Source organism: Streptomyces sp. NPDC050564, from assembly GCF_044457265.1.
Lineage (GTDB): Bacteria > Actinomycetota > Actinomycetes > Streptomycetales > Streptomycetaceae > Streptomyces.
Genome location: NZ_JBITGS010000025.1, coordinates 90669 through 114449, shown reverse-complemented (window position 1 = coordinate 114449; position 23781 = coordinate 90669). Strand labels below are relative to the sequence as shown.

General features: G+C 69.6%; 19 protein-coding genes. 8 read left to right on the top strand and 11 right to left on the bottom strand.

Annotated features, from left to right (window positions below; translation table 11 throughout):
• Positions 1 to 4: 4 nt before the first annotated feature.
• The 3 genes from ACIBK0_RS33815 to ACIBK0_RS33805 form a co-directional block, all read right to left on the bottom strand.
• On the bottom strand, positions 5 to 1888 hold the full coding sequence (locus tag ACIBK0_RS33815) for a glycoside hydrolase family 47 protein (protein WP_399088268.1): 1884 nt from the start codon (positions 1886 to 1888) through the stop codon (positions 5 to 7).
• Between the two features lie 886 nt (positions 1889 to 2774).
• Positions 2775 to 3938, bottom strand: a complete 1164-nt coding sequence (locus tag ACIBK0_RS33810; RefSeq protein WP_399088266.1) for an MFS transporter — start codon at positions 3936 to 3938, stop codon at positions 2775 to 2777.
• A gap of 528 nt (positions 3939 to 4466) precedes the next feature.
• Positions 4467 to 5429, bottom strand: a complete 963-nt coding sequence (locus tag ACIBK0_RS33805) for a lipoprotein (RefSeq protein ID WP_399088264.1) — start codon at positions 5427 to 5429, stop codon at positions 4467 to 4469.
• Positions 5430 to 5834: 405 nt separating this feature from the next.
• On the opposite strand from ACIBK0_RS33805, the gene ACIBK0_RS33800 reads away from it, so the two are divergent.
• The 4 genes from ACIBK0_RS33800 (at position 5835) to ACIBK0_RS33785 (ending at position 9637) form a co-directional block, all read left to right on the top strand.
• Entirely contained in the window at positions 5835 to 6308 is a 474-nt protein-coding gene (locus ACIBK0_RS33800; protein WP_399088262.1) for a carboxymuconolactone decarboxylase family protein, read from the top strand.
• A 183-nt stretch (positions 6309 to 6491) separates the two neighbouring features.
• Positions 6492 to 6770, top strand: coding sequence for an amidohydrolase family protein (locus tag ACIBK0_RS33795; protein ID WP_399088260.1), 279 nt, complete (start codon positions 6492 to 6494; stop codon positions 6768 to 6770).
• A gap of 138 nt (positions 6771 to 6908) precedes the next feature.
• On the top strand, positions 6909 to 8966 hold the full coding sequence (locus tag ACIBK0_RS33790) for a discoidin domain-containing protein (protein WP_399088378.1): 2058 nt from the start codon (positions 6909 to 6911) through the stop codon (positions 8964 to 8966).
• Between the two features lie 29 nt (positions 8967 to 8995).
• Complete coding sequence (locus tag ACIBK0_RS33785; protein WP_399088258.1) at positions 8996 to 9637, top strand: TetR/AcrR family transcriptional regulator; 642 nt, start codon at positions 8996 to 8998, stop codon at positions 9635 to 9637.
• Here ACIBK0_RS33785 and ACIBK0_RS33780 read toward each other — a convergent pair.
• Both ACIBK0_RS33780 and ACIBK0_RS33775 read right to left on the bottom strand, forming a co-directional pair.
• Positions 9618 to 10094, bottom strand: coding sequence for an iron chaperone (locus ACIBK0_RS33780; RefSeq protein WP_399088256.1), 477 nt, complete (start codon positions 10092 to 10094; stop codon positions 9618 to 9620). The two genes, ACIBK0_RS33785 and ACIBK0_RS33780, sit on opposite strands and share 20 nt — an antisense overlap.
• Before the next feature lie 154 nt (positions 10095 to 10248).
• Positions 10249 to 11109 (bottom strand): aldo/keto reductase, encoded by an 861-nt coding sequence (locus ACIBK0_RS33775; protein WP_399088254.1) that lies wholly within the window; start codon positions 11107 to 11109, stop codon positions 10249 to 10251.
• Positions 11110 to 11510: 401 nt separating this feature from the next.
• On the opposite strand from ACIBK0_RS33775, the gene ACIBK0_RS33770 reads away from it, so the two are divergent.
• Positions 11511 to 13514, top strand: a complete 2004-nt coding sequence (locus ACIBK0_RS33770; protein ID WP_399088251.1) for a DUF1996 domain-containing protein — start codon at positions 11511 to 11513, stop codon at positions 13512 to 13514.
• Between the two features lie 117 nt (positions 13515 to 13631).
• On the opposite strand, the gene ACIBK0_RS33765 is transcribed toward ACIBK0_RS33770, so the two are convergent.
• The 3 genes from ACIBK0_RS33765 to ACIBK0_RS33755 all read right to left on the bottom strand — a co-directional run bounded on the left by ACIBK0_RS33765 (position 13632) and on the right by ACIBK0_RS33755 (position 16945).
• Entirely contained in the window at positions 13632 to 14417 is a 786-nt protein-coding gene (locus tag ACIBK0_RS33765) for a calcium-binding protein (RefSeq protein ID WP_399088249.1), read from the bottom strand.
• Between the two features lie 154 nt (positions 14418 to 14571).
• Entirely contained in the window at positions 14572 to 16044 is a 1473-nt protein-coding gene (locus ACIBK0_RS33760; protein WP_399088247.1) for a dihydrolipoyl dehydrogenase family protein, read from the bottom strand.
• Between the two features lie 457 nt (positions 16045 to 16501).
• Positions 16502 to 16945 (bottom strand): VOC family protein, encoded by a 444-nt coding sequence (locus tag ACIBK0_RS33755; protein ID WP_399088376.1) that lies wholly within the window; start codon positions 16943 to 16945, stop codon positions 16502 to 16504.
• Between the two features lie 283 nt (positions 16946 to 17228).
• Between ACIBK0_RS33755 and ACIBK0_RS33750 the strand changes: the two genes are divergently transcribed.
• Entirely contained in the window at positions 17229 to 17681 is a 453-nt protein-coding gene (locus ACIBK0_RS33750) for a phospholipase (protein WP_399088245.1), read from the top strand.
• A 146-nt stretch (positions 17682 to 17827) separates the two neighbouring features.
• Here ACIBK0_RS33750 and ACIBK0_RS33745 read toward each other — a convergent pair whose 3' ends face one another.
• The gene (locus tag ACIBK0_RS33745; protein ID WP_399088243.1) at positions 17828 to 19366 is read right to left on the bottom strand and encodes a metallophosphoesterase; all 1539 of its coding nucleotides are present in this window, start codon (positions 19364 to 19366) and stop codon (positions 17828 to 17830) included.
• A 332-nt stretch (positions 19367 to 19698) separates the two neighbouring features.
• Here ACIBK0_RS33745 and ACIBK0_RS33740 point away from each other — a divergent pair, with 332 nt between their 5' ends.
• A complete protein-coding gene (locus ACIBK0_RS33740) occupies positions 19699 to 20343 on the top strand; it encodes a phosphoribosyltransferase (protein ID WP_399088241.1) in 645 nt (214 codons plus the stop codon).
• A gap of 67 nt (positions 20344 to 20410) precedes the next feature.
• Here the strand turns inward: ACIBK0_RS33740 and ACIBK0_RS33735 are convergent, their stop codons facing one another.
• Positions 20411 to 21547: a CapA family protein gene (locus ACIBK0_RS33735; protein ID WP_399088239.1), complete on the bottom strand. Its 1137-nt coding sequence runs from the start codon at positions 21545 to 21547 to the stop codon at positions 20411 to 20413.
• Between the two features lie 146 nt (positions 21548 to 21693).
• On the opposite strand from ACIBK0_RS33735, the gene ACIBK0_RS33730 reads away from it, so the two are divergent.
• Positions 21694 to 23106, top strand: a complete 1413-nt coding sequence (locus tag ACIBK0_RS33730) for an RtcB family protein (RefSeq protein WP_399088237.1) — start codon at positions 21694 to 21696, stop codon at positions 23104 to 23106.
• A 156-nt stretch (positions 23107 to 23262) separates the two neighbouring features.
• Here ACIBK0_RS33730 and ACIBK0_RS33725 read toward each other — a convergent pair whose 3' ends face one another.
• The gene (locus ACIBK0_RS33725; RefSeq protein WP_399088235.1) at positions 23263 to 23718 is read right to left on the bottom strand and encodes an archease; all 456 of its coding nucleotides are present in this window, start codon (positions 23716 to 23718) and stop codon (positions 23263 to 23265) included.
• Between the last annotated feature and the right edge of the window lie 63 nt (positions 23719 to 23781).

Sequence of the window (23781 nt, the reverse complement as noted above, 5' to 3'; positions counted from 1 at the left end):
GCCGTCACACCTTCTCCAGCTGCCACTGCTGGGTGCCGGCGGCGCTGACGGGCTGCTGCACCACCGCCGCGCCGTTGCCGGTTCCGTCGAGGTCGGCCGCCTTGCCGCTGTTGCGGTTGACGAGCCGGTAGTAGCCGTCGCCGGTGGATTGGAGCGTCCACTGCTGCGTGTTGGTGCCGTTGTGCGCCCACTGGTTCAGTCCGGTGCCGTCCGCCGTGGAGGAGCGTGGGACCTCGAGCACTTTGCCGCTGCCCAGGCCGGTCAGCTTGGTGTAGCCGCCGGTGGTGGTGGTGATCCAGCGCTGGTTGGCGCCGCTGTGCGGCGTCCATGCGATCACCGCGCCGCCGTCCGCCGCCGACGCGCCGCTCACGTCCATCGCCCGGCCGGTCGCCCGGTTGAGCAGCCGGTAGGTGCCGCTCACGCCCGGCGCCGCGACCCGGTTGATACCGCGCAGCACATTTCCCTCGGTGGTGAGGTAGTTGGTGGCGTAGTCGAAGCGCGGCGCGCCCGCCCACAGCAGGTAGAAGTACTTCATGTTCTCCGAGTACCAGTAGCCCGGAGTGAGATCGCCCTTGGTGGTGGGCGTGGTCGTCATGTCCGACACGACCGTGTAGCCGTTCGCGACCTTGCAGTGCGCCTTCTGCGCGTTCCACAGCCACTTGGCGCGGTCCCGGTAGACCTCCTTGCCGGTCAGCAGCCACAGGAACAGCGCGGAGTCCGCGTATTCGGGGCGCAGTTGATACTCATTGCTCGTCGCCCCGAACGTCGTGTAGTCGATGCCTTCGGGCGGCAGCTTGTGCGGCGCCAGGGCGTCCGCCCAGGAGGAGTGGTATGACTCGCCCTCGCTCAGGTTGCCTCCCTGGGCGAGCAACCCGGCGTAGAACGCGGTGAGTTCGGACTGCCCGCGGCCTACCAGCGCGCCTGTGTTCATGTTGACGGACTTGAACCAGAGCCGTCCGTTGTACGTCTCCCCGAGACGCTGCAGGATGGCCGCGGTCAGTGTGCGGTACCAGCCACGGATCTCGGTGTCGCCGAGAAACTGGTAGGCGTCCCAGAGGTATTCGAAGTACGAGTCGACGGGCGGGTCGACGCGGGCGGTGGTGTCGGTCCAGGCGCCGGTGTCCACGTTGAGTGTCGAGCCGACGAGGTCGATCGAGGACCGTCGGTCGTACACGGCCTTCAGGGCCTTCTTCGCCGCGTTGAGGTACTTCTGGTCGCCGGTGAGCTGGGAGAGCAGGCCCAGCTCGGTGATGTTGCTGCCGATCTCGGCGAGCGGCACCGCGTTGCCGCTGACCGCGCCGGTGCGCAGATTGACGTAACGGTACGGAGCGCCCGTCTGCGACGACGTGAACGCGGGGAGCAGCCGGTCGCCGAGGTCACGGGCCCTGCCCAGCAGGACGGCGCTGCCGGTGGCCCGGTAGCCGGAGAGCAGTCCACCGACCAGCCGGATGATGGTCTCGAAAACGTGGATGTTCGCATTGCGGTCGAAGTCGAGGTTGCCGTCGATCCAGGCGATCGCCGCGTCCAACTCGCCGTCGAGTTCCATCAGGTAGAGCGTGTCGAGCGACTCGACGAGAGTCAGGCCCAGCGACACGCCGCTGATGAAGAAGTCCGAACCGGTGCCGCTGACCGGCCGCAACTCGTCGCGGCCCCAGGACAGGCGGCGATACGCCGTCCAGGCCGTGAGAAACTCCTGCCGGACGTCGTCGGCGAGCGCGGGGTCGGGCGGGCCGGCCGCGGCGAACGCCGTACCCGGTCCGCCGAGTGCGGCGAAGGCGGCTGCGGCGCCTACACCGGTCCGCAGTAGAGCCCGGCGTGAGAGCCGGGCGGGCAGAGGTGCGGCCGTGGACGGTCCTGCCGTGAACTGCGGGATGGAAGGTGTCGCCATGTGGGGCCTCCTTGGGGGAGGAGCGGGGGTGACAACGTTGTCTTCGGACCTTTGCGGATCGCCGTCGGTTGCGGGGGGAGATGCGGGTGCGTCGAAGGTCGCGAGTGCGTTCGAGGCTTGGTGGGTGAGTGTGCAGCTGTGTCATGAGCGCGTCAAGCATGCCGGGAAAGTTCCGACGTCACAGATGCGGAGCTCGGCGCGTGAACCACTACCTCCGCGTCGCCGGCGTATGTCCACGCCCCCGCGTGCTCATGGCCGAAACACGACCACGGGTGACCCGTATCCCGATCGGCGGCGGAGCCGTATCCCGACCGGCAGTGAACCCGCCGCCGCCTCGACGCGCTGTTGACCGTGCCGCAGTGAGGCCCTCGCCCTGCCGCCGAAGGCCTGCGCCCTTCCCTGGGCGGACGCCCTCACCTCGCGGGGCGCCGAGGCGCCCGCCGACGGAGCGGGCGAAGGGCGACGATCGCCAGGCGGTGATCCTTGCGGCGCTGGAGAAGGCCAGGCCGGGAACCGCTCGGCATTGACGCCGTGGCTGAGGCCGTCGGCGGCCACAAGACTGCCGTGATCGAGGCGCTGAAGATGCCTCGCGTGTGACGCCCTGGTGGTGGCGCCGCCCGGCCCGCGTGACTCGAAGCTCTACAGCCTGCCGGACACCTTGCGTCGACTGGTTCCCGGAACCTTCTGCGGGACTGGCTCCCGGAATCGGTCGGGACTGGTTCCCGCCGCTGGTTGGCGAGCTGGTCCCCGGCGGTTTCCGGCGGTTCTCACTGGTTCCCTAGACGACGGTTCCCGCCGTCCGCCGGTCACTCGGAGAAGGAAACTGACAGCGGCCTCGGGTGGAGCGGTCTCGGGTGCAGGAGGGCCCGCCGAAGGGTGCGCGTCGTCAGCTCGCTGCCGCGCGTCGGGTGCCGAACCCGATGAGCGCGGCCATCGCAGCCAGGGCTGCCACGCTGGTGAGGGCGGCGGGCAGGGAGAACCAGTCCGCCATGAACCCGATGGCGGGCGGTCCCAGGAGCATGCCGCCGTAGCCGAGGGTGGACGCGGTCGCGACCCCACTGGGGCCGGCGAGTGCGCCCGCGCGTTCGACGGCGACCGGGAAGATGTTGGCCAGGCCGAGGCCCGTGATCGCGAAGCCGAGCAGAGCCGCCCACACCGTGGGGGCGAGAGCGCCGAGCAGCATTCCGACGGCGGCCGTGGTGCCGCCCGCGACCACGGTCCGGGTCCGCCCGAGGCGTTCCAGGAGAGTCGTGCCGCTGAGTCGGCCGATGGTCATGGCGAGGGCGAAGCATGAATAGCCGACGGCCGCGATGCCCGGGTGGGCCTTCAGATCCTGCTCCAGGTGCAGCGCGCCCCAGTCGGCCAGGGCTCCTTCGCCGTACGCCGTGCAGAGGGCGATCAGACCGAACACGGTGACCAGTCCGCGGGTGCGGGCGTCCAGGCGACGCGGGACACGCTCCTCCTGCGGCATGCGATCCGGCGGGACCGGGGGTTCGTGCCGCAGCAGGGAACGTCCCGCGACGGCGGTCACCAGCAGGCCCATCAGGCTGAGGCCGAGGAGATGGCGGGTCGGGGACAGGGACCCCGCGACCAGCCCGCCGAGCCCTGCGCCGATCATGCCGCCCAGGCTGAAGGCGCCGTGGAAGCTGGGCATGATCGGCCGCCGCAGCGCGGCCACCAGATCGACGGCAGCGCTGTTGAAGGCAACATTTATCCCCCCGTATGCGGCTCCGAAGATCAGCAGGACGAGTCCCAGAGCGAGTGCCGAGTGGGTCAGCGGGGGCAGGGCGACGCTCAGCGACAGCAGCACCCCGCAGACCACGGTCACCGGATGGCTGCCGAAGCGGCGGCACAGGCGTCCGGTGAGCGTCATCGTGATCACCGCACCGGCGGAGACGCCGAGGAGGGCGAGCCCCAGCGCGCTGGCGGAGGCGCCGGTCTGTTCCTTGATGGCCGGGATCCGGACGACCCAGCCGGCGAAGATGAAGCCGTCGAGGGCGAAGAAGATCGTGAGGGCGATGCGGAGTCGGGTGAGGTCGTTGCCCGGCACGACGCTGTGCGATCGGGTTTTGTTTATTTGCGGCACAAAGTAAGGCTAGATCGGTGAGGGAGGTCGGGGCAAGAGAGAAGACCGGCGGGAGCGGTGAAGAGTGGCGGCAAGATTTTCGTCCGCGCGGGTACGAGAATCGGCGTCACGAGAAGCATCGAGACCGCGCCACGGTACGTGGCGCGGTCTCGATGGATTCGCCGCCCCTGACCGGGTGTAGTTCGCCGACCCGCCCGCACGGTCCACCGGCATGGTGTGCCGCAGCCACGCCCGGTCGCCGATGCGGGCGACGTGCGCGGGTCGCCTCGCCCGCCAGACCACGCCACAGCAAGGCCGGCGGCGGCTGAAAGGGCGGATCAGGGGCGGCGAGCCCTCTCAGTGGATCAGGGGTGGCGAGCCCTCTCAAAGGTCAGTGGGCCGCCGAGTGGCGTCCGGGTCGACCTCGCCGTACCGCCCGACGAGCCGTCGCGCTCCGCTGCGCACATGGTCAGGTCCAGGAGCCGACGAGCGCGGGTGACGGCAGGCCGGTCTTCATGACCGGTCCTCGAGGATGTCGTGGGCTTTACGGGCCGCTTCGCGGTTCCAGCGGCGCTGTTCTCCGAGCTTCGTTCGGTTCTTGGCGATGAGCTGGTTCTGGATGCGCAGGTCGACGGCGTGCACCGTGCGGACGTAGCCGGTCTGCTGCTTGCAGCGGGCGTCGGCGGTCGCGGTCCTCTTCTCCAGGGCGGACGGTTCGGTGGGGTCGTGCTGCCGTCCATTCAGCCGTTCTTCGAGCTCCTGGCGCTCGCGGTCGCTTCCTGTCGCGGCGTCATTGGGTGTGGCGTAGTGGTAGCCCGCCTTCCGCATGCAGGCCGACCACGCCGTGTCCGCCTTGTTCCAGGCGCGTTCCCGCATGCCCTGTCGGAGGCTCCTGGTCTCCAGGTCCAGGACCGGATCCTTCCGGTCCTGAGGGTTCGTCCCGTAGATCGTGCGGTCTGCCTCGCCGAGACAGCCGCGTTCCGGGACGCGGTGGCCGTGGACAGTCTTCGGATCGTCCCCGACGAACTCGCCTGTGAGCGCGAGGTATTGGGGCAGGGACCACTTCTTCTCCGGGTGGCGGCGCCGATACTCGGCCTGCGCCGCGTGATAGCCGTACCGCGCGGCCTGCTCCGGGTCCTGGATGCCGTAGCGGAAGCCGTCCGAGGCGTACAGGACGGCCAACAACACGCCCGTGCCGGCGGGGCGTTGGGGCCAGGCGGGTACGGGGTCGGTGGCGAGGTCCTTCAGGCTGTCGAACCCGAGGCGGGCCATGCACTCCTTGGCGAGCGTCCATCGAGCCCTGCCGACTGTTCGGCCGTCGCTTTCGGGCATGTCGTACGCGGCCAGCGGCAGGAACCTCGGGTCGTCCGAAGAGGTGGGCCGCGCGTCGGACGGGGGCGGGTCGGCCTGGTGCCCGCACGCCGTGAGGGTGAGTGCTGAGGCAAGGACCAGTAAGAGGGGGGCGGCTTTGCGCATCGGGCCAGCTCATCAGGGTCCGGGGAACCCGACTGTGGTGGACGCCATAGTTCCGGGTCACAGCCGCGTAAACGTCCGGCTCCGATCACCGAGGCGCGCGCCGACGGCTCAGGCCCGCCCCCTCCGGTGTGCCTTGTCCGGCTCGATTGGGGGTGAGCAGCGCTGAGGACGGTCTACGGGGAATGCGGCGGCGTACCTTCCCGGCGACTGGGCCGTTTCGTGCGGATCACCGGGCGGACCGAAGGTGTGCGGCGCGGCGTTCCGACAGCGCCTTCGAACCTCGTCGTCGGTGGTCGCTCCCGCAGCGCGGGCAGGGGAGACGCAGGTCACATTCGTTCGAGTTACGTCGTGCCGAGCCGCTCCGTCATATCGGTGCAGGCATCGACAACGACGGAGGAGTTCGCCATGAGTGCCCGTTTGAACATGTTCGGCAGCCCGATCGCAGGCAAGGTGTGGAAGCACATCATCGCGGCGAACAAGGTGCTCGCGGACTCGTCGTTGCCTGCCGCGACGCAGGAGCTGGTGAAGATCCGCGCGAGTCAGATCAACGGGTGCGGTGGCTGCCTCGACATGCACACCAAGGACGCCGCCGCCGCCGGTGAGACCTCGGTGCGCCTCAACCTGGTCGCGGCGTGGCGGGAGGCCACGGTCTTCACCGAGGCCGAGCGCGCGGCCCTGGAACTGACGGAGCAGGGCACCCGTATCGCCGACGCAGCCGGTGGGGTCACTGACGAGGCCTGGGCGAACGCCGCCAAGCACTACGACGAGGAGCAACTCGCCGCCCTGGTGTCCCAGATCGCCCTCATCAACGCCTTCAACCGCGGGAACGTCATCATCCAGCAGCCCGGCGGCGACTACCAGCCCGGCCAGTTCGGATAACGCGGAGTACCTGGTCCGGGAGCCGGAGGCCGTCCCGCGCCGGCAGCAGCCCCGGTCTCCGGGCACCGCCGGCCGGGCCTGAGGGTGTTATCCGGCCCACTGGTGGTCCGGCGACCACAGGAAGGTGCCTGCGATGTGGAGTCCGGTCAGGTAGCTGGTCGCGGTCCTGTCGTATCGGTGGCGATGCCCGCGCCACTGCTCCAAGCGGCTGATGCACCGCTCGATCCACAGGCCCTGCGCACGGTGCCCGTCATGCCCGCCCGCCTCTTCGGCGTCGACCGCGACCTCGGCGCCGTCGAGGAGGGCCGGCCCGCCGACCTGACCGTCGTCGATGGTGATCCGTTGATGCGAAGGGACGGCTGCTGTGACGGCCCAGGGCTCCAGGTTTCCCGACGCGGGGAGGCGCTCCGGCCGAGGGGACGGCGTCACGGGGTCATCAGGTCAAGCGTCCCGGACTCTTGACTCGGAATGTGTCAGCCGTGATCCTCGTCGCATAACTTGCACCGGTCATGACAATCCGACACGGGCTGTCTTCGGAGCCCCGCCGGCCTGCTCGTTGACCGTGTCATCCCCGCCGACCGAGGGATGTGGGTAGTGACGATGGATCGATGTTCGTACCGCAGACGCAAAGACGTCACTCTTGTGTCGCTGCTCCTCCTCGTGCTGGCCATGGCCCTGGGGCCCACGCCGAGTTCGGCGGCCGGCAACGACTGGTGGACTCCGACCGCACGCCCCACCCCGGACTCCCAGATCAATGTCACCGGTGAGCCGTTCACGGGCACCAACGCCGAAGGAGAGGTGGGCGGCTTCGTCGACGCCCACGACCACCTCTTCGCCAACGAGGCCTTCGGCGGGCGACTCATCTGCGGCAAGACGTTCTCCGAGGCCGGGATCGCCGACGCGCTCAAGGACTGTCCCGAGCATTACCCCGACGGTTCGCTCGCGGTCTTCGACTTCATCACCAAGGGCGGTGACGGCCGACACGACCCGGTCGGCTGGCCCACGTTCAAGGACTGGCCCGCGCACGACTCGCTGACCCATCAGCAGAACTACTACGCCTGGGTGGAACGGGCCTGGCGCGGCGGCCAGCGGGTGCTCGTCAACGACCTCGTCACCAACGGTGTGATCTGCTCGGTGTACTTCTTCAAGGACCGCAGCTGCGACGAGATGACGTCGATCCGACTGCAGGCGAAGCTGACGTACGACCTGCAGGCGTACGTCGACAAGATGTACGGCGGTACAGGCAAGGGATGGTTCCGGATCGTCACCGACAGCGCGCAGGCCCGCGAGGTCATCAAGCAGGGCAAGCTGGCGGTCATCCTGGGCGTCGAGACCTCCGAGCCGTTCGGCTGCAAGCAGGTCCTGGACATTGCGCAGTGCAGCAAGGCCGACATCGACGCAGGGCTGGACGAGTTGTACGGGCTCGGCGTGCGCAGCATGTTCCTGTGCCACAAGTTCGACAACGCCCTGTGCGGGGTCCGCTTCGACGAGGGTGCGCTCGGAACGGCCATCAACGTCGGGCAGTTCCTGTCGACCGGCACGTTCTGGAAGACGGAGAAGTGCACGGGCCCGCAGCACGACAACCCCATCAACGGAGCCTCGGCGTCCGAGGCCGAGGGAGAACTCCCGGCGGGCGTGAAGGTCCCCTCGTACGACAGCGGCGCCCAGTGCAACACCCGCGGTCTCACCGACCTCGGAGAGTACGCCGTGCGCGGCATGATGAAACGCAAGATGATGCTGGAGATCGACCATATGAGCGTCAAGGCAGTCGGCCGCGCGCTCGACATCTTCGAGGCCGAGTCGTATCCCGGCGTGATCTCCTCCCACAGCTGGATGGACCTGAACTGGACCGAGCGGGTCTACGGCCTCGGCGGCTTCGTCGCCCAGTACATGCATGGCTCCGAGGGATTCGTGGCCGAGGCGAACCGCACGAAGGCGCTGCGGGACAAGTACGACGTGGGCTACGGCTACGGCACCGACATGAACGGTGTGGGCGGCTGGCCGGGACCCCGGGGCGCGGACGCCGCCAACAAGGTCACGTACCCCTTCCGCAGCGTCGACGGCGGCTCCGTCATCGACAGGCAGACCACCGGCGAGCGCACCTGGGACCTGAACACCGACGGAGCCGCGCACTACGGCCTCGTACCGGACTGGATCGAGGACATCCGGCTCGTCGGCGGACAGGACGTGGTGAACGACCTCTTCCGGGGCGCCGAGTCCTACCTCGACACGTGGGGCGCGGCCGAGAAGCACCAGGCCGGAGTCAACCTCGCCAAGGGCGCGACGGCCACGGCCAGTTCGGCGGAGTGGAACCCGTTCACGAGCTACGCACCCAACCGGGCCGTGGACGGCACACGGGACACCCGCTGGGCCGGCGGCTGGAGCAACGACCAGTGGCTGCGCATCGACCTCGGCTCCACACACCTGGTCGGGCGCGTCACGCTCGACTGGGAGCGTGCGTACGGGAAGTCGTACCGCATCGAACTCTCCGCCGACGGAGCGAACTGGCAGACCGCCTGGTCCACGACATCCGGCGACGGCGGCCTGGACACGGCCCGGTTCACCGGCACACCGGCCCGCTACGTCCGTATCCACGGACTGGAACGCGGCACCGACTGGGGATACTCGCTCTACGAAGTGGGCGTCCACAGCAGCTGAGCTGCGGCACGAGCACGAAGGACACGCGGATGGCACGGATGCCGTTGGCCGAGAGGCGCCGGCAGCTGACGGAAGCGGCGATCAGGGCGATGGCCCGGGACGGCGTCGCCAAGACGACGACCCGGTCCATCGCCGCCGAGGCGAGCGTGTCCCTGAGCGTCTTCCACTACTGCTTCGACTCCAAGCAGGCCCTGATCGAGTCCGTCATCACGACCCTCACCGACCACTCCGTGACAGTGGTGAAGGACGCACTACGACCCAGGGTCACGCTCGAGGAGACGGTCCGGGCCGGCTTCCAGGCGTACTGGGACCACGTCCGCGCCCATCCCGACGAGCACATGCTCACCTACGAACTGACGCAATACGCCCTGCGCCAGCCGGGGTTCGAGCATCTGGCCCGACGGCAGTACGAGCTGTACAGCGACGCGTACGCCGCGCTGATCGACCAGTTGACCCGAAGCATGACACTCCAACTCCGCGTGCCCGTCTCGGTGCTGGCCCGCTATCTGGCGGCCATGACCGACGGCTTGACCCTCAACTACCTCGTGCTCGGTGACGAGTCCGCCTGGACCGAAATCCTCGACACGCTCTTCGCCCACATCGCCGGACTCGTGCACCCGGCTCGACCTGCTTCCGTGGTGAGGACCGGCCTCAGTTCACCGCCTTCTTGATGAGGGCGCCGATCCGTGCCTCGTCGGCGGCGGTCAACTCCGTCAGAGCGAAGGAGGTCGCCCACATGGCTCCCTCATCGAGGTTCGCCTGGTCGCTGAAGCCGAGCGTGGCGTACCTCGCCTTGAACTTCTGCGCGCTCTGGAAGAAGCAGACGACCTTGCCGTTCCTGGCATACGCGGGCATCCCGTACCAGAGCTTCGGCGAGAGGTCCGGTGCGCCAGCCTTGACGATGTCATGGATCCGCTCGGCGAGGACACGGTCCGCTTCCGGCATCTCGGCGATCTTCGCGAGCACTTCGCTCTCAGCGTCCGCCTTGGCCGCGCGCGGGCCGCGACGCGCGGCGGCCTTCAGCTCCTGGGCACGCTCCTTCATCGCGCCGCGTTCCTCGTCGGTGAACCCGTCGTACTTCTCGTCGGTCGCGCTGGCGCTCTTGGCGGATGTCTGCGTGCCCTTCATGGCAGGTTTCCTCTCTGGCGAGCTCGATGGGTGCCATCTCATGCTAGGGATCCGCCACGGCGGCGGCTTCTTTGAAACTGACCGGATACGACCCAGGTGAGACCCGCAGCGGTGATCGTTGCAGGCGGGCTCAGCCCGCCCAGAAAAGATCAAGTCAGGCCGCGTCGAGTTCGGCGAACTCCGCTTCGGTGAGTTTCAGATCGGCCGCTGCGGCCGAGTCACGGACGGTCGTCGGCCGGGACGACCCCGGGATCGGAACGACGACCGGGGACTTGGCCAACTCCCAGGCCAGACACACCTGTTGCGGGCTCACCCCGCGCTCTTCGGCGATCCGGGCGAACGCGGCGTGCGACGAACCCAGGCCGCCCGCACGGGAGATACCGCCCAGCGGGCTGTACGGCAGGAAGGCGATCCCCAGCTCGATGCACAGCCGCAACTGCGGTTCACTGTCGCGGACGGCCGGCGAGAAGTTGTTCTGTACGGACACCAGTCGCTCGCCGAGGATCCCATGGGCCTCGCGCAACTGGTCGGAGTTCACATTCGAGATGCCCACGGCACGGATCTTGCCCGCGTCGTACAGGTCGCGCAGCGCGCCCACCGAGTCGGCGTACGGCACGTTCGGGTCCGGCACATGCAGCTGGTAGAGCCCGAGGGAGTCCACGCCCAACCGCTTGAGCGATCCCTCGCATGCCTCTTGCAGGGTCGCGGGATCCCCGTGGAAGGACCATGCTCCGTCGGCTCCGCGTGCCGCCCCGCCCTTCGTGCCGACCAGCACGTCGGAGGTGTCGCCGCCGTATGCCGCGAGCGCGCGGGCGATCAGCGACTCGTTGTGGCCGGTCTCGGAGGAGTTCAGGCAGTACGACATGGCCGTGTCGATGAACGAGATCCCGGCGTCGATCGCGGCATGGATGGTCGCGACCGCGCGCTCCTCATCCGGCCGCCCCTCGATGGACAGCGGCATCCCACCGAGCCCGATGGCACTGATCGTGGCGCTGCCGATGCGGCGATTGTGCATTTCACTACCCCCTGGAGTGACACAATGCGACGCCCGCGACTTTACGCTTCCAGGCTTGTGTCCACTGCGGTTCCTCGAATACGCCCGGCAGCGCAGTCGGCGCATCGCCGCGCAGCTGCGCACCGGTCGCGGGCGGCGGGCCCGTGCCGAGCACGGGACGCGGCGAAGGAGATGACGACCGTCGCGTGTGCTTCAGCGACCGATCCGCAGTAGGGGCACGCGAGTTACCTCCGCTTGGGTTCGATCCCGGCGTCCCAGTCCTCGCCAGTGATGCCTCGCGACCTCGCGGTCTTTATCGGGTTGCTGTGAATGTGCGAGGCGTTTGAACGCTGCCGGGCCGGTTTCCGTATGGGGGCGGGGGATTTCCATGCCAGTTGACCACGAGGCGCAGGAGTACTTCCTTGAGACGCAGCACGCGCAGACGCCCGACGGGCGCACGGCGCGCGACCTTTGCAGCGGTCGCGCTGATGTTGGGCGGCGGAGGATTGGTGGCGGTCAACGTCTACGCTTCCGCGACCGAGAGCGGCTCGGGCAGTGATTCGGTCCAGCAGCCGAACCAGAGCGGAAGCGGTCAGCTTCCGGCGTCGGGAACGGTCACGATCGACTGCCCGGACGTCGGCCAGAAACTGACCGACGTGCCCGCCGCGGCGAAGTCGCAGGTGGACACGGAGCTGGCGACGCTCGACAAGCAGATAACCGAGGCGTACGCCCGGCTGGCCGCGACGCGGCAGACGCAGGCGAATGACGGGAACTACGTCCAGAACGACATCCTCGGGCCGCTCAAGGACAAGCGAACCGAGGTCATCGGCCGGATCAAGGCCGCCTACCAGCAGGTGGGCGACAGCGCCCCGGACTCGATCGACGGCCTAGCGACCTGTATGGCGATGCCGGCCGACCCGGCGCAGACCCCCTCCGGTGGCGAGAGCGACAACGGGCAGCAGAGCGGCGGCCAGCAGAACAACGGCAATCAGGCCACTGGTGGTCCCGCCGCCGCGGATTTCGTCGACATCACGAAGGTCGCGCCGAACGTCCCGGTCGAACCACGCCCGAACGGCGACGCCTCGACCGGTACGTTCACCACGCTGTGCGGTGCGAACGAGAACGGGAACCACAACACCGACAACGTGATCGTGGCTCCCGGCGTGGCCAACGGCGCGCACCACCTGCACGACTACGTCGGCAACCAGAAGGTCAACGCGTTCTCCAGCAACGACACGTTCCTCCAGGGCGGGACCAGCTGCCAGAACAAGAACGACCTCTCGTCCTACTACTGGCCGGTGGTGCGCGTCCAGGACGGTACGCAGGACTTCGACCAGAACTCCGACGGTGGTGGCAAGGAAGGGAACGTCGGCAAGATCCTCGTGGCGAAGCAGGCGCAGATCGAGTACGTCGGCAGCCCGACCGGCAAGGTCGTCGCGATGCCGCAGTTCCTGCGCATCATCACCGGTGACGCGAAGGCCTTCACCAACGGCCCGGGCAACGCCAACGCGCACTGGAGCTGCACCGGATTCGAGAACAAGGTGCAGCTGACGGACAAGTACCCGATCTGCCCGCAGGGCAGCGATGTGGTGCGGACCTTCGCTTTCCAGAGCTGCTGGGACGGCCAGAACATCGACAGCGCCAACCACCGCACGCACGTCGCGTTCGCCGACGCCGGGGGCAACTGCGCGGGCGGCTTCAAGGCGATTCCTCAGCTGAGGATGCGCCTCGTGTACAGCGTGCCGCAGCCGACGATCCAGAACGACCAGGTGAAGAACGCGTACGCGGTGGACGGCTTCCCGGAGCAGCTGCACAAGCCGATCACCGACCACGACGACTTCATCAGCGTCATGACCGGGAACCTGATGAACCAGGTCGTCGACTGCATCAACTCCGGTCGTGACTGCGGGGCCGGTGCCGGTGAGCAGCCGCAGGAGACGCCGTCACCGTCTCCTGACGCCTCGTCGGGCGGCAGCGCCGGTGACGATCCCGGTGACTCCGGCGGCGAACAGTCGGCTCAGCCCCCCGCCACGTCGCCGGGCACGGCACCTTCGGCAGGTGGCGACGGTGTAGGCGGCGGCGACCACGCGGATGCGACTCCCAAGGCCTCTGTCAGCCCCAAGGCCTCCGTCTCTCCCAAGGCCTCTGCCACACCCAAGACCTACGCGTCCTCCTCGGCCGCCGGGACCGATGCGGCCGCTCAGCCGCAGACCGGCGCGGACGATGAACCCAGCAGCGAGGCGGACGACGGCACTCAGACGCCGGCCGCGGGCGGGGACGCTCCGTCAGCCGGGTCGCAGACGGAGCCTCAGGCGGTCACGGGCGGGCTGGCCGAGACCGGCACGAACCTTTGGCCGGCCGCGGCCGGAACGGTTCTCATGATCCTGGGCCTGCTGTTCCTGCTCCGTACCAGGCGACGCTTCTGACGTAGCTGTTCTCGGCGCCCCGGAAGCAGACAGGCTTTCCCCGGTGACCGGAGCCCGCTCCGTCGACGGAGCGGGCTCCGGTCACCGTAGTGGCGCATCGGATCGGCGCCCGTCAGGTCAGCCCGCGGTGACGTCGACGTAGTCACCCGTGGCGTTGGCCGCTCCCGTCGTGCTGGTCCCGGCGAAGCTCCACCGCCAGTAGCCGTCCACGGAGGCGGTCGCGGTGGCCGTGACAGCGCCGCCGGCATCGCTGGTCACCGTCTTCACGGTGGTGTAGGCAGTGCTGCCGGCCTTGCGGAACTGCAACTTGACCGACTGGCCCGCATAGCCGCCGTAGGTGCCGTTGTTCCAGTTGGCGCGGCTCAGAGCACCCTTGATGGTGATGACCTTGCCCGCGGCCACCGGCTCGGGGGAGGCGTTGGCGGTGAGCTTGGCGGCACGCTTCATCAGGAAGGTGCCCGCGCTGTCCTTCTGGACGAAGTCGAAGTCGTTGGCGTCGACGGAGGTCCAGACGTGCCAGGTACCGGCGTTGGAGTTGATCAGAGTCGCATTGGGGTCGATCTTGATGTCGGCGGTGCAGGTGGAGGCGGTGACGCTTCCGGGAACAGGGGTGCAGGTCAGCGGAGTGTCGGAACCGGGTCCCGCGAAGCCGTCGGGATTGTCGAACGGGCCGTGGTAGAGCCATCCGTAGGCGTCTTTGATTCCCGAGTTGTCACTGGCGGTGATGCTGAGCGTGACCGTCTTCGTCGCGGTGGCGCCGACCACGACCGACTTGCCGTTGTTGACGAGGACCTGGGTGACCTCGGTGTCCCCCTGGCCGGCGTCGGCGTCGGCGGTCGTGACGGCAAGGGCGGACAGGGCCAGTGCGCCCGACAGGACGACGGCTGCAGAACGTATGAACATATGTCCTCGTAGAGAAGAGTTGTCCGCCCGAAAACAGGGCAGGAGTCGAAACTGATCGAATAGTAGTGATCCGACCGTTGTCTCAACTGCCGTTTCCGTCACTTGGGCAGGCACTCGTCCCACTCATGAGTGCGTCTCTCGGACGACCGGCGTGTCACCCACCGGGCGACGTATGGCGCTGTGAGCGCAGCGACTCCAGGAGGCGGAGCCAGATCTCGCTGGCCGTGGGATAGCTGGGCACGACGTGCCACAGGGTCGACAGGGGGACGCGTCCCACGATCGCCGTGGTCGCCGAGTGCACGAGTTCGGCGATGCCGGCACCGACGAACGTCGCCCCCACCACCACATCGTTGGCACGGTCGATCACGAGTTTGGCCCGGCCGCGGTAGTCGGCGCGCATGACGTACGTTCCGGCGAGCGCGCCGAGGTCGTACTCGACGACCTCGACATCGATCCCCGCCTCCCGCGCCTGCTGCTCGGTCGCGCCCGCGCTGCCGACCTCGGGGGCGGTGAAGACGACTTGGGGCAACCCGACGTGTCCCGCCGCGGCGGACGGCAGGTCGGCCGAGCCGTCGGCTCGTGCCGCGATGACGTCTCCGGCGATACGCGCCTGGTACTTGCCCATGTGGGTGAGGAGCGCGCGGCCGCACACATCGCCGATGGCGTACAGCCAGGTGCCTGCCGCCTCCCGCACACACTGGTGGTCATCGACGTCGAGATACCCGCCGGGGGACAGGCCGACGGTTTCCAAGCCGATGTCGTCGGTGTTCGGGGTACGCCCGGTGGCCACGACGACCTCGTCGGCCTCGATGACCGTGCCGTCGTCGAGGGTCACTCGCACCTCACCGCCGTGTACGCGGCCCTGGCCCGTGTCACGGGCGTCGGACCGCTGCACGTGGGACAGGCTGCGCCCGGTCTGCAGCCGCACACCTGCGTCTTTCAGCTCCGCACCGACGAGCGCCCCCGCGAACGATTCGTACCGGGCCAGCAGCCGCTCGCCACGATGGACGATCGTCACCTCGGCTCCCAGGCCACGCAGCCAGGTGGCGGCCTCACAGGCCACTACCCCGCCGCCGAGGACGACGACCCGGCGTGGCACTTCACTCATCGTGGTCACATCGCGTGAGGTCCACGCCAGCGCGTCACGCAATCCCGGAACATCGGGTACGGCCGGACAGGAACCGGTGTCGATGACCACGGCATGCCTGGCCGTCAGCGTCCTGGTCGAACCGTTCGGTCGGCTCACCGCGACCGTGCGTTCCCCGGTCAGTCGCCCATAGCCGCGCACCACGTCGATCGCGTTGTTCAGAGCCCATGTCACCTGGGAGGTGTCGTCCAGCCCGTTGATCACACGGTCGCGCCGGGCGAGTACCTCGGCTGGGTCCAACCGTGTCGACACTCCTGACAGATGGGCGGCCGCGTCCACCACCTCCACCGGCCGGAGCAAGGCCTTGCTCGGCATGCATGCCCAGTACGAGCACTCGCCGCCGAGCAGATGGTTCTCCACGAGCACCGAGGACAGGTCGGAGAACTGGCTCGCGTACTGGGCGGCGTTCTCACCCGCGGCAGCGCCGCCGAGCACGATGACATCCCATTCCGAGCGGTCCGGGTCCACGGCTGCGGTCATGAGATCCTCCCCATTCGCCCGTCTGCCGAGACGGCGGTATGCGGAATATGGTGAAAGCGCGTGCCGCGGGGGACGGCGACGTGCAGTGAGGGGAGCGTCGGCGGATCGCGCGGCGCTGCGACCTGAGGCCAGCCTATGAGCCGCGGAGCCTTGTCGCTCGGCGGTGCGTGTCGGTGTCCTCGGCGGTGAGGTCACCGTCAGTGATCGGGTGGGCCGCCCGTTCCGTCGTAGGGCGGCCGGGGGGGGGCATCCACGGGCCGGAAGCCGTGCGGGGCTGTGCGCTCGGGTCACGATCCGGGCGGACTTCGGGGGTCCGGTCGTGGGGATGGGCGTCCGCCTGGCGTGGGGTGCGGGCAGACACCCATTTGCCACATGGTGCGTTCTGCCAACTACCCTGATCCGTCATGGCATTCCATGGTGCCCAAGGCGACAGGGCGGCGCCCGGCTCTCACCCGGCTCAGCGGCCCGGCAGCCGCGTCGTGATCTCTTGGAGCACCCAGCCGTTGCCGTCAGGGTCGCTGAACGAGGCGAACGAGGCGTAGCTGCGGCGTTCCGGATCCGGGCCGGGCACCCGTCCCTGGGTCCCCGCGCGGTGGAACACTCCGCCCGCGTCGTGGAACACCTCGCTCACCTCGACGCCGCGGTCGACGAGCTCGGCCCGGGCCGCCTCGATGTCGGAGACGATGAGGTACAAACCCTCGACAGAGCCTGGTGCGGCCGACGTGACCCCGGTGCCGAAGATGATCGAGGCGGGCGAGCCGGGCGGGGTGAACTGCACGACCCTGAAGTCCTCACCAGTGGCGAAGTCGGCGTCGAGCCGCCACCCAAGTTCTGAGTAGAAGTCCTTGGCCCGGTCGACGTCGGTGACCGGTACCAGCGCGATCTCGAGTCTCATCTCCACCATTGGTTGCTCCAGTCCCTTGGCGCCGAGCGGGCCTCTGTCCATGGCGTCGGCTTGCTGCTTTTGGCACCACAGCTATACCCGTGAACGGCGCCGACCCACGGTCGGCGCCGACCGGTTTGCCGGGCTGGTGCGGCTCCGCAGACGTCTCAGATGTCCTTGCATATCCAAGAGTTAATGGGCCATTAGGGCGCAAGTGGTGTAAAGGGGTTGTCGAGGTGCCGATCATCTTGTCATGAACCTGCGGTCCGACGGACGGATCGCAGCCTCATGGAGGTGTGGGATGCACCGCAGACTCGCCACCGCTCTTGCCGCCTCGACCCTGGCACTCATCACCGTCGCCGCCACCGCCACGAACGCCGACGCCGTTCCCGCCGACAAGCCCCAGGTCCTCTCGAGCTGGACCCAGACCGGCGCGTCGAGCTACAACGTCTGGGCCGCCGCCCGCGCGAACCAGGCTGCCTGGTCCACATACGCGTTCGACTGGTCCACCGACTACTGCTCCTCCTCACCGGACAACCCGTTCGGCTTCCCCTTCGCCATGTCTTGTGCCCGCCACGACTTCGGCTACCGCAACTACAAGGCCGCGGGCTCCTTCGACGCCAACAAGTCCCGCCTCGACAGCGCCTTCTACGCGGACCTCGAGCGCATCTGCGCCAACTACAGCGGCGGGACGAAGTCCGCCTGCGACAGCACGGCGTGGACGTACTACCAGGCCGTCAAGGTCTTCGGCTGAGAGGACATCGCCCGAGCGGGTGAGCGGGAACGGCGGCCCGGCCGCGTGCTCACCGGCGGGCCGCCCCTCGCCCTCCCGTACCACTCATCGGTATGACAGGCCCCGACCGGGTGTGCGGCGCCACCCCGGTGGCGTCCCACACCCGGTCAGGGCCCAACGGCCGGAGAACACGTGAGGCCCCTCTCGGCCGGGCGGACGATGCCGGACAGATCGTGCGCGCTCACGCTGTTGCGGTCGCCGACCGAGCGGCCGAGGGCGTGGTGCGGCCACAGCCCCGCCGCCACCCCGCGGGTACGCTCGGCCCATTCGCGGGCCGGGACGCTGCTGGACTTGAAGTGGTTCAGGGCGAATCCACCGGAGTGGATCCGGAGCAGGCAGAAGCCGCCGGGGTACTCCTTTGCGGCGCCGACCTCCTGCATCGTGACGTGCGGGGCCTGTGCCAAGACCGTGCGTTTGTTGCGGTGGGTGTGGCCCGCGTGGTGGAGGAAGAGGCCGGGAGCCCCGGCATAGGAGTCGAGGATCGAGCGAGCCTCGCGGCGGTCGAGGCGCTGTCCGCCGGTCACGGGGAAGACGGAGTCGCGCACGGTCAGCGGATGGTGGCCGAACACCAGCGTGGGCTGGCCCTTGTGTTCCTTCAACCGGGCTCGGAACCACGAGAGTTGCTCAGCGCCGAGTCCGCCGGAGTCGCCGCCGTTGCCGTCCTTCCGGTAGGTGTCCAGCCCGATGACGCGCAGCCCGCCGAGATCGCGGGCGAAGTACGCGGGACCTTCGCCACCGAGGAACTCTTCGCGGAAGGCGTCTGCGCAACCGTCCGCGCGGCGACCGTGGCTGTTGTGCCGGGGCCGGTCGTGGTTTCCGCGGACCACGAAATAGTCCCGGCCATGGGCGCCGAAACCGTTCAGGATCCGCTTGGCCTCGGCCAGGTCCCGCGGCGAACCACCGGCCGAGATGTCGCCCGCGGCCAGCAGCAGGTCGGCTCCGCGTCGACGGGCCTCCTCGACCAGGGCCCGGCTCATGACCTCCGGATACGGCGCGCGCCCCGGCTGCTGCGACACCCCGCGCATCAGAGGTGCGCCCGCCATCAGGCCGGCGGTGGTCTCGCCGAGGTGCAGGTCATTGCAGAGCGCGATCGACAGCACATGCCGCCCCGGAGGGGGCGGCGGTGTGGTGAAGGAGTACGGACCTCCACTCGAGCCCAGACCATGGAGGTTGGTGCCGACGGCGTTGCCGCGGACCAGGTGCAGCGGCGTGGGCGTCGCGGCCACGCCCCGCGAAAGGGCCCGGTAGTAGTAGGTCTGCCCTGGCTCCAGGTCCGTGAGTTCCACGTGGTGATGCGCGGTGGGCCGGTCCTGCGCCGCGCTGCGGTTGAGTCGGGCGGGATGAGTGCCGTAGCGGACCTCACCCTCCGTGAGCGCGGGGAGCATGTGGCCCAGGCCGCCCCCGGTGCCGGGCACTCCGGTGTACCAGGTGATGACGGCGTGGTCCTCCGCGAGGGTGACCAGTTCCAGATGGACGGCGGCGAGGGTGTCGGGGTGACGGGGGCCGTTCCGGCGTACCGGGTCGTGCAGGGCATCGGCGGCGGCCCGCAGCAGGGCGGGAGCGAGGAGGGCACCGGAGCGGAGGATTTCGCAAGGAGCGGGCAGGGACGACAGGGCGGCGAGGGGAGCGGAGAAGCAGCAGCGCATGCCTGCCGCATGCCCGCGCGCCGTGAACGGCGGCGGTGGTGTCGACGGCGGCCCCAGGTATGGAACGCGACATCTCCCTGTGGCCGCCGATGTGCCGGATGCGTCCCTGATTCCCGGCGCTCCCGTTCGCGTGGCGAGCGGACCGGGCCGGGCACGTGCGCGAGGGGCCGCCAGGCGAAGCGCAGCCGCAGTGCGGAACCGGCGCGGACCGCGTCGGCACTGACGCGGACGGCACCTCGGCTCGTGGTGTGAACGGTGCCTCGTGGGGTACTCGCGACGGACGAGGAGAACGGTGCCGACCGGCATCCCCGTGATACGAGGGAGCGGAGGCAATGCAGTTCCGTGACCGTGAGCAGGCAGGGCGGGAGCTGGGGGAGCATCTGCGCATCCTGCAGGAGAAGGGCACCCTTCCCGATCCAGTGGTCCTCGCCCTGCCGCGTGGCGGCGTCGCGGTCGCCCGGGAGGTCGCGCGGGCGCTGGAAGCCCCGCTGGACGTGCTCGTCGTACGCAAGATCGGGGCCCCGTTCCAGGAGGAGTACGGCATCGGAGCGATCGCGGGCGACGATCCTCCCCTCTACGACAAGCGGGCCCTGGACCGGCTGGGGCTGAGCGAGGAATCCCTCGCCGAGGTGGTCGAACGGGAACGCACGGAACTGCACCGCCGCGAGGAGCGCTACCGGCAGGGCCGGCCGGCCCCGCAGCTGCGCGGTCGGACCGTGATCCTCGTCGACGACGGACTGGCGACCGGTTCGACGGCACGCGCCGCGCTGCGTGCCGTACGTCGCGAGGCACCCGAGCGCGTGATCCTGGCCGTACCCGTCGCCTCGCCGCGAGGGGCCGACTCGATGCGGGAGGAAGCCGACGAGGTGGTCTGCCTGTACCGGCCGGGTTCTTTCATGGCCGTCGGCGAGTGGTACGAGGACTTCGCGCAGTTGACGGACGACGATGTGCTCGACGCGCTGCACGGCGGTGGGTGAGCGGGGCGGATCGGACCCGGGTGGTGACAGGCCGGGACACCGGGCGGCGTGAACCTCAGCCGCCGGTTCACGGGCTGGTTCCCGTGGCCTGTGCTGTGGTGGAGGGCGCCGCCGAGAGCGTGCCGTCGGGCTCCAAGGTGATGCGCACACTGTCGCTGATGCGGTCGAGAGTGGCGCGCAGCCAGGTGCGGTCCTCGTCGGGCGCCGGCTCCAGCCGCATGCGCCGGGCCTGCAGAGGCATCATGCGCAGGCCGGTCAGGCGGCCCGTGTCCGCCGCCACCGTGACGAGGTAGGCGATCCGGAGGTCGTCGCGGAACTCCTCGTAGCCGGAGATGCCCTCGTAGTCGTCGACGAAGTCGCCGCAGCCATGGAGGATCAGCCGGTCGCGGTACACCTCCAGGGGGCGGGGGTGATGCGAGGAGTGCCCGTGGACGATGTCGACGCCGCCGTCCACCAGGGCATGTGCGAAGCGGATCTGTTCCCGCGGAACACGGTGGCCCCAGTTGGACCCCCAGTGCACGGACACGACCGCGATGTCGCCCGCCCGCTTCACCTGCCGCACGCGCCGGACCACCGCTGCGGCCGAGCCGACCGACAGGTCGGGAACGTAGGCGACGCCGGGCAGGTCGGCGCTCGCCGCCCAGCCGGGCGGGATGCCGCTGGACGGCATCCCGAGGGCGAGGACCAGCACGCGGCCGCCGCTGGGGACGGGGACCGCCACGGGCGCCCACGCCTCGTCGGCATTACGCCCCGCGCCCGCCGACCGCAGGCCCGCGCGGGCCAGCGAGTCCAGCGTCTCCTCCAGGCCCGCGCGGCCGAAGTCCAGGACGTGGTTGTTGGCCAGGACGCAGATGTCGGGCCGGATCGCCGCGAGAGCGGGCAGGTTGGCCGGGTGCATGCGGTAGTGCACTGCCTTGCCGGGCGCGAACGCGTCACAGCGGGTCACTGCCGTCTCCAGATTCACCATCCGGGCGTCCGGGGCGGCCGCCTCCAGCAGCCGCAGCGCGTCACCCCACGGCCAGGACGGATCGACCGGGACCGGAATCGGGCCGTTGACCGACTCCGCCAGGCGCACGTACGACTGGGCGTCCCGGACGTAGTCCTCCCGCAGGGCGGGATCACCGGGCCGCGCCAGGATCTGATCGACACCGCGTCCGAGCATCACATCACCGCAGACGAACAGCGTCACCGCGCCGCCGGTCATGCCTCCACTCTAGGAGCCGTCCCCGCACCGAGATCTCGGGTACCGGTCGACGCATCGTCCGTCGCATCGAGGAAGCGGGTGCCGGGACGATACGGAAGTGTCCTGTGGGGTACCCGGAGCTGGCATGCCGGGCACAGGAGGCTGCCGTGGAACTGGTCGAGGAACGTCCCCACCGCTTCCGCATCGACCCGCGGGGACAGATGCGGGTACCCGGGGTGGTGTTCGCGTCCCGGGCGCTGCTCAGGGACGCCGAGAAATCGTTGGAGCAGGTCGCCCATGTGGCGACGCTGCCGGGCATCGTCGCCGCGTCGTACGCCATGCCGGACATCCACTGGGGCTACGGCTTCCCGATCGGCGGAGTGGCCGCGACCGACGTGGACGACGGCGGTGTCGTCTCCCCCGGCGGGGTCGGCTTCGACATCTCCTGCGGGGTACGGCTGCTGGCCGCCGACCTGGACGGTCGGGCGCTCGAGCCGGCGTTGTGCGCGGTCATGGACGGTCTGGACCGGTCGATTCCGCGTGGCGCCGGACCCGGCGGGGTGTGGCGGTCGATCGGTCCCCGGCAGTTGGAGCGGATCCTCCGGGGCGGCTCCCGGTACGCGGTGGCGGAGGGGTACGGCGAGGAGCGCGACCTGGCGCGGTGCGAGGACGGCGGAGCGGTCGCCGACGCGGATGTGGGCCAGGTGAGCGAGCGGGCGCGGGAGCGGGGGCTGGGGCAGGTGGGCAGCCTGGGCTCGGCCAATCACTTTCTCGAGGTGCAGCGGGTCGACGAGGTGTACGACGAGTCGGCCGCCGCCCTGTTCGGGTTCGCCGTCGGCCAGGTGTGCGTGATGATCCACTGCGGTTCGCGCGGCCTCGGTCATCAGATCTGCACCGATCACGTCCGGTCGATGGACCGCGCCATGTCCCGTTATGGCATCACCGTCCCCGACCGGCAGCTGGCCTGCACCCCGGTCGAATCGCCGGAGGGGCAGGCCTATCTGGGAGCGATGGCCGCCGCGGCCAACTACGGTCGCGCCAACCGCCAGTTGCTGTCGGACGCGGCCCGCCGGGTCTTCCGCCGCGCCACGGGCGCCCGCCTCTCGCTGGTGTACGACGTGTCCCACAACCTCGCCAAGATCGAGACCCATCCGGTGGCCGGAGCGCCGCGCCTGCTGTGCGTCCACCGCAAGGGCGCCACCCGCGCCTTCCCGCCCGGGCATCCCGACCTCCCGGACGACCTGCGTGAGGTGGGCCAGCCGGTGCTGATCCCCGGAACCATGGGCACGGCCTCGTACGTCCTGGCCGGCGTCCCCGGCGGTGACGCGTTCTTCTCCACCTGCCACGGCGCGGGCAGGGTCATGAGCCGGCACCAGGCCGCGCGTGCGACCAGCGGGAAGGAGCTGCGGGCCCGTTTGGAGGGGCAGGGCATCGCGGTGCGCCCGCGGTCGTTGCGCGGCCTGTCGGAGGAGACCCCGGAGGCCTACAAGGACGTCGGCGCGGTGGTGGCGGCGAGCGAGGGCGCCGGGCTGTGCCGAACGGTCGCCCGGCTGGTGCCGCTGGGCGTGGTCAAGGGCTGAGGCCTCGGCGCCGGCCTGGCCTCGCGCCCCGCGCGGGACACCCACCCGCCCGCCGGGCGGCATACCCTCCCAGCCCGGTCGGACGGGCCCAACCCGGTCGCACGCGTCCGCTCGAACGCATGCCGCCATGCCTCACACGTCGCCGGACCGCACGCCTCACACGTCGACGGTCACCGCGCAGGACCAGCCGTACGGGTCGGGGCCTATGCGCAGTTCGTGCCAGGAGACGCCCTTGGGCACGGCACCGATGATCTCCACGTCCGCCAAGTCGGCCAACGCCAGTCGTACGTCGAGACAGCCGTCCACCGTCTCCGCCTCCACGTCGACGGCCACCATGCCGGGGACCTCGAGGCGGAAGATGACCTCGTCGAGCAGCGCGGTGAGCAGGTCGTCGTCGCTGACCTTCGCCAGCCGGAAGTGCTCCACGGCTGTGGGCCGCGCCGTCGTCACGTCGGCGAAGCACTCCACCATCCCGCGCGTCGCTTCGACCAGGCAGCGTTCCCGGCTCGCTCCCCACGCTTCGATCCGCATATCGGCCGTGTGCGGCAGCGCCCGGTGGCCGCTGCCGCCCTGGCGCCGTAGCCGGATGTCGTCGTCCGTGTCACCGACCATGCCCACCACCTCCGGCGGCCCTGAGCCGTGGTGCCTCGTGCGGAGACGGGTACCCGCGACGTG

Bases quoted from the DNA above. Each gene is read 5' to 3' on its own strand.
- ACIBK0_RS33815 (WP_399088268.1), bottom strand. From the start codon at position 1,888: ATGGCGACACCTTCCATCCCGCAGTTCACGGCAGGACCGTCCACGGCC.
- ACIBK0_RS33805 (WP_399088264.1), bottom strand. From the start codon at position 5,429: ATGCGCAAAGCCGCCCCCCTCTTACTGGTCCTTGCCTCAGCACTCACC.
- ACIBK0_RS33800 (WP_399088262.1), top strand. From the start codon at position 5,835: ATGAGTGCCCGTTTGAACATGTTCGGCAGCCCGATCGCAGGCAAGGTG.
- ACIBK0_RS33795 (WP_399088260.1), top strand. From the start codon at position 6,492: ATGCCCGCGCCACTGCTCCAAGCGGCTGATGCACCGCTCGATCCACAG.
- ACIBK0_RS33790 (WP_399088378.1), top strand. From the start codon at position 6,909: ATGGATCGATGTTCGTACCGCAGACGCAAAGACGTCACTCTTGTGTCG.
- ACIBK0_RS33785 (WP_399088258.1), top strand. From the start codon at position 8,996: ATGGCACGGATGCCGTTGGCCGAGAGGCGCCGGCAGCTGACGGAAGCG.
- ACIBK0_RS33780 (WP_399088256.1), bottom strand. From the start codon at position 10,094: ATGAAGGGCACGCAGACATCCGCCAAGAGCGCCAGCGCGACCGACGAG.
- ACIBK0_RS33775 (WP_399088254.1), bottom strand. From the start codon at position 11,109: ATGCACAATCGCCGCATCGGCAGCGCCACGATCAGTGCCATCGGGCTC.
- ACIBK0_RS33765 (WP_399088249.1), bottom strand. From the start codon at position 14,417: ATGTTCATACGTTCTGCAGCCGTCGTCCTGTCGGGCGCACTGGCCCTG.
- ACIBK0_RS33760 (WP_399088247.1), bottom strand. From the start codon at position 16,044: ATGACCGCAGCCGTGGACCCGGACCGCTCGGAATGGGATGTCATCGTG.
- ACIBK0_RS33750 (WP_399088245.1), top strand. From the start codon at position 17,229: ATGCACCGCAGACTCGCCACCGCTCTTGCCGCCTCGACCCTGGCACTC.
- ACIBK0_RS33745 (WP_399088243.1), bottom strand. From the start codon at position 19,366: ATGCGCTGCTGCTTCTCCGCTCCCCTCGCCGCCCTGTCGTCCCTGCCC.
- ACIBK0_RS33740 (WP_399088241.1), top strand. From the start codon at position 19,699: ATGCAGTTCCGTGACCGTGAGCAGGCAGGGCGGGAGCTGGGGGAGCAT.
- ACIBK0_RS33735 (WP_399088239.1), bottom strand. From the start codon at position 21,547: ATGACCGGCGGCGCGGTGACGCTGTTCGTCTGCGGTGATGTGATGCTC.
- ACIBK0_RS33725 (WP_399088235.1), bottom strand. From the start codon at position 23,718: ATGGTCGGTGACACGGACGACGACATCCGGCTACGGCGCCAGGGCGGC.